Source organism: Pseudomonas pisciculturae (assembly GCF_015461805.1).
Taxonomy (GTDB): Bacteria; Pseudomonadota; Gammaproteobacteria; order Pseudomonadales; family Pseudomonadaceae; genus Aquipseudomonas; species Aquipseudomonas pisciculturae.
Genome location: NZ_JACVZE010000014.1, coordinates 1 through 18382, shown reverse-complemented (window position 1 = coordinate 18382; position 18382 = coordinate 1). Strand labels below are relative to the sequence as shown.

General features: G+C 60.7%; 13 protein-coding genes. All 13 read right to left on the bottom strand.

Annotated features, from left to right (window positions below):
* Positions 1-173: 173 nt before the first annotated feature.
* Entirely contained in the window at positions 174-833 is a 660-nt protein-coding gene (locus ICY20_RS27250; RefSeq protein WP_159961136.1) for a glycosyltransferase, read from the bottom strand.
* Positions 830-1429, bottom strand: coding sequence for an SAM-dependent methyltransferase (locus ICY20_RS27245; protein ID WP_159961138.1), 600 nt, complete (start codon positions 1427-1429; stop codon positions 830-832). The genes ICY20_RS27250 and ICY20_RS27245 overlap by 4 nt, the downstream gene beginning before the upstream one ends.
* Complete coding sequence (locus ICY20_RS27240) at positions 1426-2184, bottom strand: PIG-L deacetylase family protein (RefSeq protein ID WP_159961140.1); 759 nt, start codon at positions 2182-2184, stop codon at positions 1426-1428. Before ICY20_RS27240 ends, ICY20_RS27245 begins: the two co-directional genes overlap by 4 nt.
* Positions 2181-3179: an acyl-CoA dehydrogenase family protein gene (locus tag ICY20_RS27235; RefSeq protein WP_194939129.1), complete on the bottom strand. Its 999-nt coding sequence runs from the start codon at positions 3177-3179 to the stop codon at positions 2181-2183. The genes ICY20_RS27240 and ICY20_RS27235 overlap by 4 nt, the downstream gene beginning before the upstream one ends.
* 1 nt (position 3180) lies before the next feature.
* Positions 3181-5340 carry a glycogen debranching protein GlgX gene (gene glgX, locus ICY20_RS27230; RefSeq protein WP_159961144.1) on the bottom strand — a complete coding sequence of 720 codons (2160 nt, stop codon included), beginning with the start codon at positions 5338-5340 and terminating at the stop codon, positions 3181-3183.
* Positions 5341-5470: 130 nt separating this feature from the next.
* A complete protein-coding gene (locus ICY20_RS27225) occupies positions 5471-5743 on the bottom strand; it encodes a DUF2934 domain-containing protein (RefSeq protein WP_159961146.1) in 273 nt (90 codons plus the stop codon).
* A gap of 24 nt (positions 5744-5767) precedes the next feature.
* Entirely contained in the window at positions 5768-8503 is a 2736-nt protein-coding gene (locus ICY20_RS27220) for a malto-oligosyltrehalose synthase (protein ID WP_194939128.1), read from the bottom strand.
* The gene (gene malQ, locus ICY20_RS27215; protein WP_194939127.1) at positions 8500-10584 is read right to left on the bottom strand and encodes a 4-alpha-glucanotransferase; all 2085 of its coding nucleotides are present in this window, start codon (positions 10582-10584) and stop codon (positions 8500-8502) included. Before malQ ends, ICY20_RS27220 begins: the two co-directional genes overlap by 4 nt.
* Positions 10581-12326: a malto-oligosyltrehalose trehalohydrolase gene (gene treZ / locus ICY20_RS27210; RefSeq protein ID WP_194939126.1), complete on the bottom strand. Its 1746-nt coding sequence runs from the start codon at positions 12324-12326 to the stop codon at positions 10581-10583. Before treZ ends, malQ begins: the two co-directional genes overlap by 4 nt.
* Positions 12327-12345: 19 nt before the next feature.
* Positions 12346-13899, bottom strand: a complete 1554-nt coding sequence (gene glgA, locus ICY20_RS27205; protein ID WP_159961154.1) for a glycogen synthase GlgA — start codon at positions 13897-13899, stop codon at positions 12346-12348.
* A gap of 493 nt (positions 13900-14392) precedes the next feature.
* On the bottom strand, positions 14393-15346 hold the full coding sequence (locus tag ICY20_RS27200; protein WP_194939125.1) for a D-2-hydroxyacid dehydrogenase family protein: 954 nt from the start codon (positions 15344-15346) through the stop codon (positions 14393-14395).
* Positions 15347-15371: 25 nt separating this feature from the next.
* Positions 15372-16385 (bottom strand): alpha/beta fold hydrolase, encoded by a 1014-nt coding sequence (locus ICY20_RS27195; protein WP_194939124.1) that lies wholly within the window; start codon positions 16383-16385, stop codon positions 15372-15374.
* Positions 16386-16515: 130 nt separating this feature from the next.
* On the bottom strand, positions 16516-18382 hold a 1867-nt coding region (locus tag ICY20_RS27190; RefSeq protein WP_194939123.1), incomplete at its 5' end, for a hypothetical protein.

The following is an 18382-nucleotide window of genomic DNA, read 5'->3' as shown; positions in this document are numbered from 1 at the left end:
AGATCCTTGTCAGTTGATGCTGGGTCGTATCCCGATGATGGGACGACACTCTCGTTTGCTCACCAATGATTACACCGTGGTGATTGCGCGGCATTCCAACCCTGGATTACCGGCAAGGCGAGATCAGCATAGTCAAGGATTCGGCGCTTTCACATCGTGTCATGTGGATTTTTTCAGGTGGCCTGCATCAGGCCTTTGAGGTAATCACCGAAGCCGCCCTGGGCGCGACAGTCCAGGCGGGCGCTGGTGATCACCTGCGGGGTGTGACTCCAGGCGATGGAAGCTCCGCAGCGCTCCAGGTTGCGTACCAATTGCACATCCTCATGGCACGCCAACGGTTCAAAACCGCCGGCCTGCACATAAGCCCCGGCACTCATGCCAAGATTGGCCCCATGGACATGCCGATGCCCGTCCTGCGCCTGATACGCCTGGTGATAGCGAATCTGCGCGGCTGCGTCGAACCCTTCACTCCAGGCATCCACCGTTACCGTCCCGCAGACCGCGTCCGTGCCTAATGCAAGCTGCGCCACCAGCCAGTCGGGGGCGACGCGGCTGTCGGCGTCGGTGCAAGAGATCCAGCGCGCACCTTGATTGAGCAGGTGTCGGGCGCCGACGCCCCGTACATGCCCCACATTGCGCGCCTGTACTTCCAAAGACTGTACGCCGAACGTATTGGCAATTGCGGCACTGCCATCGCAGCAACTGTCGAGCACCACCAGGATGTGCACGGGTTCGCCCGACAGGCCGGGGTGCTTGGCAGCGATCATGGCCGCTTCCAGGCAGTCGCCCAGATACGCCTCTTCATTGTGTGCCGGAATCAGAATGCCGATCATCGCAAGCCCTCCAGGGTGGCGACCGAGGTACCGTCGCGGCTCCACAGGTCGAGAAGAAAATCAGCTTCGTGATGGCTGGCCATCAAGGGCATATTCAGTCGCTGTTGTAACAGGGCGTGCACCTGTTCGCCGGTCTGCGGGCAGCCCTCGATGGCGGGGCGCCAATGGCAGGCCAGCAGCTGGCCGTCTTTGTTCAAGGAGGCGAGGGCGCGGTCGATCAAATGGTGCAGGTCATCGGCGTCCAGGTAGTAACACAGCTCGCTCAATACGATCAGATCAAAAGGTCCTGCCGGCCATTGCTCCGGCAATCGCGATTGCTGCACCTGGGCATGGGCAAATCCCAGCAAACGGGTTTTCGCCAGTGAGACCGCAGCGCTTGCCGTGTCACAGCACAGCAGTTGATCACAACGCGGTGCCAACTCAGCGCTCAACTCACCATTGGCACAGCCGGGCTCGAAGACCGAGGCGTAACGCGGGCGGGTCAGCAGTGCCAGGGTCAGCGCGCGTTTGCGCCGTTCATACCAGCGTTGGCGAAAAGCCCAAGGGTCGTCATTACCAGCAAACAGCTGGTCGAAGTACGGCGTGGCCACACTCATACGAACACCACTTCAAACGGCAGCAGCAGACGCTCGACGACATAAGGCGCCAACACCGGCGGCAAGCCGATCTGCGGGTCACCCTCCAGTTGGCTGGCAAACGCGTGGATGGCATGGCGTTTACGCGCAATGGCGGTGCAGCTCAGAGGGATCTTGCGCGCGCGGTGCCACGGCACCTGGCTGTTTTCGGCGGTTGCCCAGTGCCAGGTCCACACGGGCACCTCATACAAGGTAGCGCCCACCGCTGTGGCGGCGTTGGCACTGGCGCGGCCGACGGCTTCGTGGTCGCAATGGCCGTCCTCGCGCCAAGTCGTGAACACCACATCGGTGGGTTTGAGGTAGCGCTGGATAAACTCGGTGAGCTCTGCTTCCCGCGCCGCCACTTTGCTGTCGGCAAACCCTGCGCGTAGCCATTTCAAACTGTGCAGGGGCAAACCGAGGCGATGCAGTGCCTGAGCCGATTCCTGCGGGCGCACCACGCTCAAGCGTTCGACGGGCCAACGCCGGGAGCCGGGGTGACTGGCGCTGCCATCGGTGACAGAAATCAACTGAATCGGCCGGTCCAGCGCCGCCAGGCCTTGTAGCAAGCCGCCGCAACCGAGCACTTCATCGTCAGGGTGCGGCGCGATGATCACCGCGCGGTGCCCGTCAGGCACCAATTCTGCAACGCTGACGTGGGCCAATTCAGCCAGCCGGCTCGAAGACTGCCAGTGATGCAAAGGCGTGCCTTGACCCACAATCGGGTTGGTTCTCATAACGCCCACCTCCCTGTGGGTTCGCCTGCGACCTGCTCGCCAAGGCCGGCCAGGTCGCGCTCGGCATGGCTTTGGCGCATATAAACCGGTAAGTCAGCCATCAGTTGCGCAAAATGGGGGTCTTTGCAATACGGCCCTGCACCTACGGCACGGCCGACGTGGCGGATCACTTGCTCCACCGTGTCCTCAATGCACGCACGGGCTTGCTGGGCGATTTGCCGGGCATCGGCGAAGGGCTCGCGGTCAACCTGTGCTGCGCTGGCGCGCAGTACGCAGGCAGCGCTGTTCAACGCACTGTCGACAGCGCCTAAATGAGCCAGCGCATGCGGCTCGGGGCGCTTGGCGCATTGCAGGCGCAGCACTTCGCCCAAGCGTTGCGCGCCGCCATACCAACAGGCGGCAATGCCGATGCCGCCTTGCCAGAAACCGGGGCGTGACAAGTAATCACCCGGGCCGCCGACGGCCAGCCCTGTGGCCCCCTCAAACAAGACCTCGACGCTGCCCGTGGCGGCCATTCCAACCGCATTCCAACCCTCCTCGGTGACGGTTACGCCGGGCGTATGCATCTGCACCGCGACCAGTTGCTGGCGGTCCTCTTCGTCCCACGCGGTCAGCAACCCGTGACTGACCACGGCCGCGCCGGAGCACCAGGCCTTGCGCCCATCCACCCTCAGCCTGTGCCCGTCAAGGCGCACACGTACTTTGGCGTTGGGGGGTTCGGCTGCCCACATGCCCCACGTACTCGCCACGGGCGGCAACGGGCTGTTGAGTTGGGCAATGATCGCCAAGGCATCGGTGTGCCCTTCAAACAGCTTGCACAGCCGCAAGTCATGACCCGCGACCTGCGCCAGGCGGCTGAACCGCTCCAGCGTCTGGCCGCTGCCGGGAAGGGGCAGTTGGTCCAGGCCTTCTTCCTGAAGTGCCTTCAGGGCGTTGCCCAGGGCTTGCGTGTCCGCATACTCCCGGTTGCCTTGAAGGAATCCATGCAATGCCATTTCACACCTCGTCGTCGCGCTGCAATTCAAACAACAGCAACGAGCGGCCAGTCACTGCGTATTCGTGTTCGAAATCAAAGCGCTCCTGGCCGCGTATCGCGGGGGAGTTGGTATCGAGCATGCAGGTCCAGAACTCACCTTGTGGCACAGGCGGCAGGCGGAAGTTGACCATGTCATGGTGAGCATTCACCACCAACAGCAAGGTCGCATCGGCGCCTGCGCGGCGAATCCCGGTTTCCTGAGCGCGGCCATCCATCAGCATGCCCAGGCAGCGGCCATGGCTGTCTTGCCATTGCTCAGTGGTCATTTCTTCGCCACCGGGCGCCAGCCAGGTGACGTCTTTAACACCGATGTCTTCGTTGTAATCGCCCACCAGGAAACGACCACGGCGCAGGATCGGATACGCCAAGCGTAGCTTGATCAAGCGTTTTACAAACTTGAGCAGCGCCTTGCCGTCTTCGTCCAAATCCCAGTTGACCCAGCCAATCTCGCTGTCTTGGCAATAGGCGTTGTTGTTACCGTGCTGGGTGCGGGCAAACTCATCGCCCGCCACGAGCATCGGCGTGCCCTGGGCCAGTAGCAGGGTGGCGAAGAAATTGCGCATCTGGCGCAGGCGCAACGCGTTGATTTCAGGGTCGTCGGTAGGGCCTTCGACGCCATGGTTCCACGACAGGTTGTTGTTGCTGCCGTCCTGGTTGTTTTCGTCGTTGGCTTCGTTGTGTTTGTCGTTGTACGACACCAGGTCGTGCAGGGTGAAGCCGTCGTGGGCGGTGATGAAATTGACCGAGCTGTAAGGCCGCCGGCCACGGTGGTTGAACATCTCGCCAGAGGCGGTCATGCGCGCGGCGAAGTCTGCCAGTTGGCCGTCGTCGCCTTTCCAGAACGCCCGCACGGTGTCGCGGAAACGGTCGTTCCACTCCACCCAGCCCGGCGGAAAGTTGCCCACCTGATAACCGCCCGGGCCGCAGTCCCACGGCTCGGCAATCAATTTAAGTTGGCGCAATACCGGGTCCTGACGACAGGCGACGAGGAAGCTGTGGCGCTCATCAAACCCTTCACGGTAGCGGCCGAGGATAGTTGCCAGGTCGAAGCGAAAGCCGTCGACATGCATCTCGGTCGCCCAATAGCGCAGTGAGTCGGTGACCATTTGCAGCACGCACGGGTGACTCAGGTCGAGGGTGTTGCCGGTGCCGGAATCGTTGATGTAGAAACGCTTGTCGTCCGGCATCAACCGATAGTACGAGGCATTGTCGATACCGCGCATCGACAGGGTAGGGCCGCGCTCGTTGCCCTCGGCTGTGTGGTTGTAAACCACGTCGAGGATCACTTCGAGCTTCTGCTCATGCAGGTGCGCAACCATCTCTTTGAATTCGGCAATCTTGCCGCTGGCCAAATAGCGTGGGTCGGGGGCGAAAAACGCGATGCTGTTATAGCCCCAATAGTTCGTCATGCCTTTTTCCAGCAGGTGCTGGTCGTTGACGAAGGCGTGTACCGGGAGCAGCTCGACCGATGAAATACCCAACTGGCGAATGTGCTTGAGCACATCGTCTTCCATCAAGCCGGCGCAGGTGCCGCGCACCGACTCCGCCACCGAGGGGTGACGCATGCTGATGCCACGCAAGTGGGTTTCATAAATGATCGTACGGTCCCACGGCACTCGCACTGGCTGGTCATTACCCCAGGTGTGCGCCGGGTCGATCACTTTGCATTTGGGCACGAAGGGCGCGCTGTCGCGTTCGTCGAAGCTGAGGTCATCATCGGGGTGGCCGATGGTGTAGCCGAACAGTGCTTCGGACCATTTGAGCTCGCCCACCAGTTGCTTGGCATAGGGGTCGATCAGCAATTTGTTGTGGTTGAAGCGATGCCCGTTGGCCGGGTCGTAAGCGCCGTACACACGGTAGCCGTAGATCAGCCCTGGGTGGGCGTCGGGCAGATAACCGTGGAAGGTCTCATCGGTGTATTCAGGCAGTTCGATGCGTTCCAGCTCCACTTCGCCGGCATCGTCGAACAGGCACAACTCCACCTTGGTGGCGTTGGCGGAAAACAGTGCAAAGTTGACGCCCAGGCCATCCCAGGTCGCGCCAAGGGGGAAGGGCAAACCTTCACGAATCCGCGACGGCTCGTTGCTCGGCGTCGGTGGGTTTTTTTCGGGTTTGCTCATGGTGTTGCTCCTGCAAGAGTCTTTTTTCAGGCCGAATGCGGCCGTGCTGACGAAATTTCAGCTGACGATATGAGTAATGAAATAAGCCCCTTCCGGCAGCGCCGAAAGGAGGCTTGAAAGGCTAGACCGATTAAGGCTTTGGCTTTTTTGGCGCTGGCGGCTTCTTGGCGGCCGGCGGGGTCGGCTTGCTCGCAGTCGGGGCCGGTGGTTTGGCTTTGGCTGCAGGCTTGGGTGCAGTCGTCTTCGGCTTGGTGGCAGCTTTAGGCTTGCTTGGCGTCAGCGCTTCGGCTTCTGCCAGTTTGCGCGCCATCTCCCAATGCCGCGCATCTTCCCCGTGGGGTTTACCCTCAGACTCCCAGATCTGATGCGCTAACTCGCGTACGCGTTTGTCTTCAGTACTCATCGCAATGCTCCTCACAGAAAATTTTCAGCTTTCTTGATCATCAGGATTGATAAAGACATTGACCGGGAAATCCCCCAGGGCAGTGCTGACCAACAGCTCCTTGTTTGGTGTGACTGCGCCCGTATGAAAAAGTCCCTTCCAGTTTTGTGTTGGCACGGTGAACGGTAATTTCACCCGTGTATCGCCCCAAATCTGCGCATTGATCTGAGGGTGAACACCGTTTTCAAGCAAGTGATGAGGCCAGCGTGGCACCACCACCAGCAGGTATTTGCCCTGGTGTTCGCGAGCGAATGCGACCACCCGCTCAGCGTGTTTGCCCACCACGTCCAGCGGCGTGTAAGCACCACTGCGCAGCAGTTCAGGATGGGCCTTGCGCAAGCCCAGTACCTGAGCGATCAACGCTTGCTTGATACGCCCGTCTCGCCAGTTGAACAGCAGTTCGCCAATATCAGGCGGGGTATCCAGCGCCTGTTGCCGAGCGTTGAAATCCACCGGCCGACGGTTGTCCGGGTCCACCAGGCTAAAGTCCCAGAACTCATCGCCCTGGTACAGGTCTGGCACACCCGGCACGGTCATGCGAAGCAAGGATTGCGCCAGGCCATTGAGTGCTCCCGCGGGTGCGATGGCTTGGGCGGCACTGCCGATGGCCGTGCGCAGGGCGAGGCCTTCGTCGCTGAGCAACAGGCGCGACAGGAATGCCTTGACGCCTTGCTCATAGGCCTCGTTGGGCGCGCTCCAACTGCTTTGCAGCTTGGCTTCACGCAGGGCTTTTTGTTGCCACTGCCATAGCCGCTGTTGGTAGCCGGCAAAGTCGTCAGCCTGGTCCAGCGGCCAACTGCCCAGCAGCACTTGATACAGGATCAGCTCATCACCGGCCGAGGGGCTGCTTTCGCTTCGTAGCGGCGCAGCGAGGGTGCGCCAGTGCTCCACCTGTTCCACAAACCATGGCGCGCACTCACTGAGTACCGCCAGTCGGGCACGGGTATCTTCGCCGCGTTTGTGGTCGTGGGTGGCGGTGGCCAGCAGGTTGTCCGGGAAGCTCTGCAAGCGCTGTTGATTGACCGCATGAAAATCGGCCAATGGCGCGCTGAACTGCTCGGTGCTGAAGCCTACATCGTTACGTGACAGCAGCACTGCCGAGCGATAGAACGCCGTATCTTCCACGGCCTTCGCGGCGGCGGGCGAGGTCAGTTGCTGGAAGCGCACGCAAGCATGCTTGAGGATCTTGCGCTCACGGCCCACCGGGCGATGACGCCAGGGCTCGCCGCCCAGCCAAGTGGCCAGATGGTCGAGCACCGGCCAATCGCCTTCGCCGAGGGTGCTGCGCGCGCCCTCCATGGCGTGCTCGAAGAGCTTGTCGTCGGCCTCGCTGCGCCCGCGCGCACTGATATAGGTGCGATACACCGGGAAGTGCACGATCAATTCCTGCAAGGCGCGGCGGATTGCACCCAGGGTCAAGTCACGCGTCATCACATTGTCGCGGGCCACTTGCAGCAGGGCCTGGGCCACGCTTTCAAAGTCGCCGCCGAGGGAACCATTGAGGATCTGCTGGCGGGCCAGCCGGGCTTCTTCCATAAAAGCCGAGGGGCGTTCGCTATGACGTGTCCACAACTCGGCCAGTGGTTCGAAACCGTCCGGGTGATGTTGCAGCAGCGACAGCTGGTTCATGAATTCATAGCCGGTGGTGCCGTCGACCTGCCAGTCCTCGCGCAAGGTTTCGCCTTCACCGAGGATCTTCTCGACAAAGATCGGCAAGTGACGATCCGGCGCCAGTGAGTCCACCCGGCGCCGCAGTTTGCGGCAATAGCCGCGTGGGTCGGCCAGCCCGTCGATATGGTCGATGCGCAGGCCGTCCACCAAGCCTTCGCTAATCAGTTCGAAAATCTTGCCGTGGGTGGCCTCGAACACCGCTGTGCGCTCTACCCGCAGGCCACCCAGTTCGTTGACGTCGAAGAATCGCCGCCAGTTGATGTCGTCCGCGGCGGTGCGCCAGCTGGCTAGGCGGTAAGCCTGTTGTTCCAGCAGCTGATGTAGGCGGTCGAAGTCAAACGCCGCCACTTGCCGTTCGATGGCGTGTAGCACGTTGCTGTCGGTAGCCCGCTCGGCCAGTGCTTGTTTGAGCCACGCCGCTTCGTGATAGGCGTCGTCTTGATAGGCGAGGGCGCTGAAGCGTTCTGACAGAGGCTTGAGCAATTCGTCGTGGCCCAGAATCGCTGCGTAGTCCTTAGGGCAAATCGGAAAACGGTGTTCGTAGTGCTCGACATAAAACTCGCCGTGCACAGCATCAAAACGCAGCGCCACGGTGCCGGTCTGCAACGCTTCGCCGTAGTCGCTGCCGAGGAACGGCATCAGCAATTGACCCTTGAGCAACGGGTCGGGTGAATGCCACTGGATATCGAAGAATTCGCTGTAGGGGCTCAAGCGGCCCCACTCCAGCAGGTCCAACCACCAGGGGTTATCGGCGCCGCCTACAGCCATATGGTTGGAGACGATATCCAGGATCAGGCCCATGTCGTGTTCACGCAGGGCAGCGACAAGGCGCCGCAACGCGGGCTCGCCGCCCAGCTCCGGGTTGACGCGAGTGGGGTCGACCACGTCATAGCCATGCATGGAGCCGGCGCGGGCGCTGAGCAGGGGCGAAGCATAGAGGTGGCTGATACCGAGTTTGGCGAAGTACGGCACCAGTGGCACCGCATCATCCAGGGTAAAGCCCTTATGGAATTGCAGGCGCTGGGTGGCGCGCAGTGGCAGGGCCTTCATCGGTCACGCTCATAGGCTTGATTACGGGCAACGGCCAGCAGTTCCAGGCGGCGCGCGGCACTGTCGTTATCGAGCAGGGCCGAGGCTTCACCCGGCAGGCGTCGCCGCCAGTTGGGATGGGTGTCGGTGGTGCCCGGCAAGTTGGCTTGTTCTTCGACGCCCAGGGCGTCTTCCAACGGCAGCAGCACCAACGGTGCACGGGTATGGCCCAGGTAACGTACGCTGGCGTCGATCATATGGTCAGTGTCATTGCGGATCTCATCGACGAAATTCTGTGGGTCCTGGCTCAGCGCCTGGCGCAAGGCCTGGCGTTCACGTAGGCGGTGTTCGCTCCATTGCTCCACGGTGGGGGCGTCGATCAGGCCGAGCTGGATATTCCATTCGATATCGCGGCTGTGCCACCACCCGTTGAGGGTCGGCAGGTCATGAGTGCTGGTGGTGGCCAAGGCGTTGTCCGGCCAGTCGAGAATCGGCTTGAATTGGCCCTCGTGGTTTTGCTCGAACAACAGCACGCGCATGCCGAGGATCGAGCGGCCAATCAGTTTTTCCCGAAGGCCATCAGGCACCGTGCCCAAGTCTTCACCGAGGACGATGGCTTGGTGACGGTGGGACTCCAACGCGAGCAGGCGCAGCAGGTCGTCCACCGGGTAATACAGGTACGCGCCTTCACGGGGCGAGGCGTCCATGGGGATCACCCACAGGCGTTGCAGCCCCATCACATGGTCGATACGCAAGCCGCCGGCATGGGCGAAGTTAGCCCGCAGCATTTCGATAAAGGCGCGAAAGCCATTGCGCTTGAGGCCTTCGGGCGAAAACGCGGAGATGCCCCAGCCTTGACCAGCGCGGTTGAGAATGTCCGGTGGTGCGCCCACGGTGAGGTCGGCGAGCAATTCATCCTGACGGCTCCAGGCCTGGCTGCCGCCGCCATCGGCGCCCACGGCCAGGTCGGCGATCAGGCCGACGCCCATGCCGCTGCCTTGGGCGGCTTGTTGCGCACGCGCAAGGCAGCGGGCGATCAGCCATTGGCTGAAGGCAAAGTAGCCGATTTCGTCGGCGTGTTCTTCGGCAAACCGGGTGAGTGCCGGGCCCTGGGGTGAGCGCCATTCTTCAGGCCAGTGGCGCCAGTCGAGATCCTCGCCAGCGCCGGCGCGCAGCGTTTGCACGGCTTCGAAGCGGCAGTGGTTTTCCAGCGCTTCACCACCGGCTTGGCGGAAGCTGAGGAAGTCGGCATGCAACGGGTGCTGGCCGTGGCGGAAATCTTCATACAAGGCGCGCAGCAGGCGTTGCTTGGCGTCGGCAGCGGCGGGCCAGTCAATCAGGGTGTTTTGCTCTAGGGCGCGCAACTCATCGGTCAGCCCGATGGCCTCGATGACGTTGCGCACTTCGCGTTCGCCGAGGATGCAACCGGGGGAGGCATACAGGCTATTGAGAAACAGCCGGCTGGACGGCGAGTACGGGCTGTAGCGCCCAGTGTCGGCGCTGAACATGGCGTGCATGGGGCTGATCGCCAGGGCATCGGCACCGCGTTCGGCCGCCGCGCGCACCAGATGCTCCAAGGCCAGGGTATCGCCGAAGCCGCCATCGCCCAGGCGGCGCAGCGCATAGAGTTGCGCGCTGAGGCCCCAGGCGCGGGCGGGTTGGCTGTCGACCGCTTCGGCCACGCTGTAGCAGTGGGTGGGGGCCACGGCCAGGGTGAAGGTCTGGTCGTTGATATGCACCTGGTGATAACCCAAGGCAATCACGCCGGGCAGTACGCCGTCGCCGTCCAACCGCAGCTCCAGGGTTTCGCCGCTTTCGAGGCTGACCCGGCATTGGGTGTCGGGTTCGAAATAGCGGGCCAGGTCAAGGCCCTCGCCGCTGTCGATGGTGAGCAGGGGCGGCAGTTGTTTATCCAGTTGCACGTGTTCCAGCTCGCGCAGGCTGGCGTCGATCTCGGCGTCGCTGTCAGCGGGGTGGCCCAAGCCTTTGAGGACGGCGCGCAGGGCGTCAGGTGTTACGCGTTGCGGGCGGCCGTTTGCGTCGATCCAATCGACGGCCAGCCCGGCTCGGCTGGCGAGGATTTCCAGGTTCGCATCGCTCAAGGGTGCTCTCCAACAGGGGATAGGGTAACGCGTGCGCTGTAGGGCGGCAGCTGGGTGCCCTGGTTGGCAGGCGTTTCGAATAACAGATGCTCGGCCGCAGGATGGTCCAGCGCAACGCCGCTCAGGTTGAGGTCGATCTGCAATAGGCTGCCGTCGCCCAAGCGCCATCGGGCCGTCACGGCTGCATCGGCCAGCACCTGCGCGCCCAGTGCCATGCTGGCAGGCAAATGCGGCACGATGTGGCGGTGGCGCAGGCTCAAAAGTTGGCGATATAGCTGAGTGTGTTCGTTGTCGGCAAACGACGGCGCCGATTGTTGGAAGGTGGGCAGGGCATTCGGATCGGGGATGCGTTCACGTCGCTCGGGATCGTGGAAGGCGGCAAAGTCAGCGAATTCACTGCGCCGGCCTTCGCGTACCGCTTGCGCCAGTTCGCCGTGATGGTCGGTGAAGAACAAAAACGGCTCGCAGGCGTTGACTTCATCGCCCATGAACATCAGCGGGATCATGGGCGACATCAGTAACAATACTGTGGCGGCCTTGAGTGCCTGGGGTGAGCACAGTTGGTGCAAGCGTTCGCCCAGGGCGCGATTGCCGATTTGGTCGTGGTTCTGCAAAAACAACACAAAGGCGCTGGGCGGCAGGTGTGCGCTAGGCTCGCCGCGGGTATGCCCATGGCGGGTAGTGTCGCCCTGGTAGATAAAGCCTTCGCTCAGGCAACGGGCAAGTTTGGCGGTGGTGTCAGTGGCGAAGTCACTGTAATAGGCATCCGTCTCGCCAGTGAGCAGCACGTGCAGGGCGTTGTGGCCGTCGTCATTCCACTGGGCATCAAAATCGTGCTCCAGCAGGTTGGCCTGGTTGAACTCGTTCTCCAGTACCAGCCATACGTGACGGCCGATGTCTGTTTGCTGGCGAACGCGTTGGGCCAATTCCTTCAGGAACCCGGGGTTGTCGATGGCGTGCACGGCGTCGAGGCGCAGGCCGTCGAAGCGGTATTCGAGCAACCACATCAGGGCGTTATCGAGAAAGAAGTCCCGCACTTCGCGGCGGTCGAAGTCGATGCCCGCGCCCCAGGGCGTGTGCACGTCTTCGCGAAAAAAGCCTTGGGCGTATTGGCCAAGGTAGTTGCCGTCGGGGCCGAAGTGGTTGTAGACCACGTCGAGCATCACCGCCAGGCCGTGTTCGTGGGCACTGTCGATCAGGTGTTTGAGTTGTTCGGGGGTGCCGTAGGAGGCTTGGGGCGCGTAGGGCAACACGCCGTCGTAGCCCCAGTTTCGTTCGCCGGGGAACTGCGCCAGCGGCATCAATTCAATGGCGGTTACGCCCAGTTCGGCCAGGCGCGGCAGGTGTTTTTCCACCCCGGCATAGCCGCCCAGCGCGCCGACGTGCACTTCGTAAATCACCGCCTCGTGCCAAGGGCGGCCTTGCCACTGGCTGTGCCGCCACTGATAGGCGAGCGGGTCGACTACCTGGCTCCAGCCATGTACGTCCGAGGCTTGGGCCCGGGACGCGGGGTCTGGCACATCTTTTTCCCCGTCGATGTTGAAGCGGTAGCGCGTGCCCGCCGGGCACGCTATTTCGGTTTCAAACCAGCCTTCTGCCTGGGGCAGCATGGCGACGGACTTGCCGGTTTCCAATTCAACGCTGACATAAAACGCGTCTGGCGCCCACAAGGCAAAACGCGTGTGTTGCGCGTCCAGCATGATTGCGCCGTGGGGCCAGGTTTCCAGAGTCCGTAACGGCATCTATAGAGACCTCCCTTGATTATTTAGCGGATTTCCCCTGGGCTTTCACTACCAACTGTTCATACAGCTCGGCGTAGGGTTCTACCGCCTGGCACCAGTTGAAAGGCTGGGTCATGGCGCGGCAACGCATGGCGTTGAGCAGGCCTGGGTAGGCGAAGACCTTGAAGGCGCGGCTGACGGCTTCTTCATAGCTTTGCACCGTGGATTCATTGAACAGAAAGCCGGTGACGCCGTTTTCGATGGTGTCTGCCAAACCGCCGGTATTGCGTGCCACCGGTAAGGAGCCAAAGCGCTGCGCGTACATCTGGCTCAGGCCGCACGGCTCGTAGCGCGAAGGCATCAGCAAAAAGTCGCTACCGGCAAACATGCGGCGGGCGTCGGTTTCATTGAAGCCGATGCGTACACCGACCTGGCCGGGAAAGCGCAGGGCCAGCTCACGCATGGCTTGTTCTTCTTCCGGCTCGCCACGGCCGATAATCGCAATTTGCCCGCCATTTTCGACGATAAAGCTGGCAACAGCTTCGGTAAGGTCCAGGCCTTTCTGATAGACCAAGCGCGAGACCACGGCGAACAGCGGGCCTGTGGAGTCATGCAGGCCAAACAACTCACGTACATGGGCGGCGTTGATGGCCTTGCCTTCCCAGTCGCCAATATTGAAGTTGTGAGTCAGGTGGGTGTCGGTAGAGGTTTCCCAGCTTTCATCGATACCGTTGGGAATACCGCTGAGCAAACCTTGCTGGGTCTTGCTGGCGAGGAAGCCATCGAGACCGCAGCCAAATTCCGGGGTGGTGATTTCCTGGGCGTAGGTGGCGCTCACCGTCGTGATGTGGCTGGAATACGCCATGCCGGCCTTGAGGAACGACATCTTCCCGTAGAACTCCATGCCTTCCTGTTGCAGGGCATGGGGCGGGATGCCCAGCTCCGGCGTCGAAGCCAGGCTGACCACGCCCTGATAGGCCAGGTTATGGATGGTGAACAGGGTTGGGGTACGTGACCCACGCCAGTGCATATAGGCCGGGGCCAAGCCAGCGGGCCAGTCATGGGCGTGCACTAGGTCTGGGCACCAGTGAATCTGCGCCAGGTTGGCGGCCATGTCGGCGGCGGCCAAGCCCAGGCGGGCGAAGCGAATATGGTTGTCTGGCCAGTCGCGGCCATTGTTGGCGCCGTAGGGCGTACCTTCACGCTCGTAGAGCTCGGGGCAGATCAACACATAGATGACCAGGCCGTCCTTGAGGTCCATACGCCCGATCTTGCACGGCGGCAGCGCAGCGTGGCCACCCAGTTCGCCGACAATATGGATCGGGTTGTCGCTTTCCATCACTTGCGGATAGCCGGGGATCAACACGCGAACATCATGCAGGTGCGCCATGGCGCGGGGCAGGGCGGCAGACACATCCCCCAGGCCGCCGGTTTTCACCAGGTCGGCAAACTCGGAGGTCACAAACAGGACTTTCTTGCGATTGGGATTCTGACTCACGATCGGCCGCACAGTGTTGGGCAGGTCGACCAATGAAGGTCCCCCTACCGCCTGACTGACACGCTCTCCCTGAATATCTACAGCGGCACTGATCATAGTTCTCTCCCACATGTTGGTCGGCTAATGGCCCGCTGCCACTAGCTCCGATGACCGCATCCTGCGGCCAGGCGCACAAGCACTGTACAAACTGGCAAGGCGTATGCCAGTTGCACGAATGTCAAAAAAAGATTGGATAGACGGCATCAGCGGTGAACGCCAATGAATCGCCTTACCTTAAAACTGGACCTACGGCAGAGTTGGAAAGTTTCGATTTTTTGCGGGGTTTTTGTTTTCGATCGGACCCATCGGTCATGAGTCTAGGACAGATCCTAGAGCCTGTAGGGTTTGTGAGAGGATTTTGTAGGACAAAAAACTTGTAACCTTATGCAGCTTTCAAAACAGCGTTTGAAAGTCGGCTTTTTGTGGCGAGGGAGCTTGCTCCCGTTGGGGCGCGCAGCGGCCCCGCTCTTGGTTGACATTGGGTCTGCTGCGCAGCCCAACGGGAGCAAGCTCCCTCGCCACAAGGGTGCGCGTGCTCCCGCATGGTGCGTCAGCCAAGCACTCTGATGGGTACGCCTTTGGCCCAGTCTTGGATGTCTTCGATCATCTGCTGATAAAACTGCCGGTAATTCTGCTCACTCACATACCCCACATGGGGCGTGGCCAGCACATTGGGCAAGCGGCGCAGGGGGTGATCCACCGGCAATGGCTCTTCGGCGAACACATCCAGTGCAGCCCCTGCGAGGGCGCCACTTTCCAGTGCAGCCACCAACGCCTGCTCATCCACAATCGGCCCACGGGCGGTATTGACCAAGCGCGCGCTCGGTTTCATCCAACTCAGCGCCTGGGCATCCACCAAGCCACGGCTGCGTTCGCTGAGTACCAGGTGCACGGTCAGAATGTCGGCCTGTTCAAACAGCGCCTGTTTGCTGACCCAAGTCACGCCGCATTGCGCTGCGCGTTCCGGCGTGAGGTTTTCACTCCAGGCAATTACACGCATGCCGAACACCTGAGCGAATTGCGCGACCTTCTGGCCGATGCTGCCCAGGCCAAGGATTCCCAGCGTCTTGCCGTACAGATCCCCTCCCAGACCAACCTGCCACCCGCCGGCGCGCAGCGAATTGGCTTCGGCCAGCAGGTTACGGGTTGAGGCCATGATCAGCGCCCAGGTCAACTCCGGCGCCGCGTGTTTATAGCTGTCGGTGCCGCACACAGTGATGCCTAGTGCCTTGGCGGCGGCAATATCGATAGCGGCGTTGCGCATGCCGCCGGTCACCAGCAATTTAAGCTTGGGCAGGCCTTGCAGCAGGGCTTTGTCGAAGGTGGAGCGTTCGCGCATCACGCAGATCACCTCGAACCCCCGCAATCGCTCGATCATCACGGCAGTATCGGCCGGGTAGTCGTGCAGAAAATGCACGCTGCCCACTGCCTCAAGGGCCGACCAATCCACCACACCACTGGCGACATTCTGCCAATCATCAATGATTGCGATCTGTACCGACATGCACGAGTGCCTCGAAAAGGTTGGATTAAAGGGCGTTCAAACCCTGCAACAGCGCTTTATGGAACTGGGCCGGTTCTTCCATTTGTGGTGCGTGCCCCAAACCTGGGAACTCCACCAGGGTGGCATGGGGGATCAGCTTGGCCACTTGCTTGCCCAGCACGGCATAGTTACCGAGCTTTGCCTTGACCGCTGGCGGTGCGACATCCTTGCCGATGGCGGTATTATCGGACGTGCCGATCAGCAGGAGCGTGGGCATCTGCAAGTCTTTGAACTCGTAGTACACCGGCTGGGTGAAGATCATGTCGTAAATCAACGCCGAGTTCCATGCCACCAGCGTATGCCCTGGGCCGTTGCTCAGGCCTGCATACATATCTACCCAGCGCTCGTACTCGGGCTTCCAACGCCCGACGTAATAGGTGTTGAGTTGGTACTTGCGAATACCCTCGGCGCTGACCTTCAGCTCGCGTTGATACCACTGGTCGACGCTGAGGGACGGCACGCCCAGTGCCTTCCAGTCTTCGAGGCCAATGGGGTTGACCAGGGCAAGCTGCTCGGTTTGATCGGGGTACATCAGTGCGTAACGTGTGGCGAGCATGCCGCCGGTGGAGTGGCCGAGGAGGGTGGCCTTTTGAACGCCGAGTTTTTCCAGCAGTTGGTGGGTGTTCAGTGCCAGTTGCTGAAAGCTGTATTGATAGTGATCGGGCTTGCTGGATGAACAGAAACCAATCTGATCCGGGGCTATCACACGGTAGCCCGCCTCACTCAGGGCCTTGATCGAGCCTTCCCAAGTGGCGCCGCAGAAGTTTTTGCCGTGCATCAAGACGACGCTGCGGCCGTTGGCCTTGCCCTTGGCTGGGACGTCCATGTAGCCCATTTGCAGGGATTTGCCCTGGGATTGGAACTGAAAATGTTCAACGGGGTAGGGATATTGAAAACCCTGCAGTTCCGGGCCGTAGGTAGGGCTTTCGGTCGCGGCGAATACAGGAAGGGCGCAGATGAGCAGCAGGTTCGAGGCCCAGAATGAGCGGGTTAGTCGCATTGGCAAGGCTCCTAAGGCAGTGCCAGGATGCTGTGTCGGGTAGATTAACAGGGGATTAAACGGGGTAGGGCAGATAAAAAACACCTATCCCCTGCATATTTCATTCTTAGCCATAAAGCGAGCGTTTGGTTCAGCGCTCTTTCATCCAAATGTCATCAATGTCGAAGTCATTACCCGCGCCGCTGCTTACATAGCTATATATTCCCAGTATTACTCCTTGTGTGGCTGTGGCGGTGAATACGCCGGAGCCGTATTTCCACGCAAACTCATTTCTGGTGTCAACATAGTTGCCAATCGGTACTCCGTTGATGATCAGTGCAAGAATTGATGAGTTGGTGCCTGGGCCACGAGCACGCGCAGAAAAACCAAAGTCGTAAGTACGGCCTGCTACGACCTGAACAGGGCAAATCATCACCGGGCCATAAAACTCTCGCCCCCCATTGGTAAATGCCCTAACTACTCCGCCAGCGACGTTCAGGTCGTTGTCCACTGCATAACCGCCTTGAGGAAGCCATCCTTGGAATGTGTTGTCATTAAAGTCCCAAGTGATTGATACCTTGGGTTGATTGGCAATCGAATAAAACGTTACTGGAAATAGAATTGCATCCGCCTCAACCGTACTCCCACTAAACGCCGCCTTGAACTCCATGCTCAACTCTGAGCCATGATCCAGCTCTTTCAAGTATTCGTAAGGCACGGGGTATTCAAAGTAACCATTGGCGACCCAGCCCGCATTGACGTAAGCCCCTGCACTGCCGTCATAGAGCGTATGCGCATAATCCACCCCATTTTTCTTGCCCATGAGCCGAAGCCAAACAGGCCATGGCGCGGTAATAAACGGCCAGGTACCCACATATGACGTCGCCCCCTCGGTGACTTTCGTCAGATCCAATATCTGGGTATGCGGGTCCGCCTCGTTGATGCGGATAATCGTTTTATTCAACTCATCCTGCGGTATCGGCAATACCGTCACCGTCAGCACTTGCGAATCCTTCGGTTTGCCAGCACGCGTGACGACGTACTTAAACGTCACTGCCTGGTTGGCATTGCCAATGTTGGCCGCAACCGTCTCCCTGGAAACATCAAACTCTACCCACTGCGTGGCCGCATCGCCCCACTTGCTGGGGATGTCAGGCGAGCCGTCACCCGGCGTGCCGCTCACGTAGGCTTTGATCTCGTCGTCGTTACGCATCCCGGCATAACTGACCCGTAATTTGCTGCCATTCAGGGCATCCAGTGGGACCAGCGTCGCCGTGCCTGGGCCGGTAATGACCGCTTGGATCAAGTCCGGTGGCGGCAGGTCTGCCAAGCCCTCGGCGATCAGCACGGGCGTGATTTCAGAGTAACGTGGCCTTTCTGTGCCGCGTTGAAGGATGTACCAGGCAAGTACCTCGTGGCCCAGATTGGCCGCGATGAAGGCGTGCGCCACCACAAACTTGGTCTGGGCGCCACTTTGCACCACATCTTTTTCTACCTGGGTGCTGGCCAGCGGCCCACTCCAAAACAGCGTCATCCGGTCGCCAACCAAGGTGCCGGTGAACGGGGCAAGCACCTCGGCGCCACCCGGCACATCGCCCGGGTCCAGTTGGCCGCCGTTTTCCTTCTCGATCTGCGGCGCCGGCATGTCACGTTTGGGTTCGCCCACTTGGTAGCTTTCGCGCAGTGATTCCTGCCCGTTGCGCAGCAGCACGTAGAACACCTCCAGGCGCAGCCCGTCAAACCGCTTGATATTGGCGTCCGTCAGCACAAACGATAACGTACCGTTGTTGTTGGGGAGGCTGTCAAACCGTGCACTGGCTTTGTATTCGATGGTGTTGCTGGCGTCGCTGTACAACAGGTTGACTTGGATCTGATCCTCAGGACGCCACATGGCCTGCGCAGGAAACTGCACGGTAATCGCCGTAAGGTCCGGGTCGAGAATGCCGCCCACTTGCTCCACCACCCAAGGCGCTGGCCAGCGGATAACCTCGCCAATGACCGACAAAAATAGATTATGC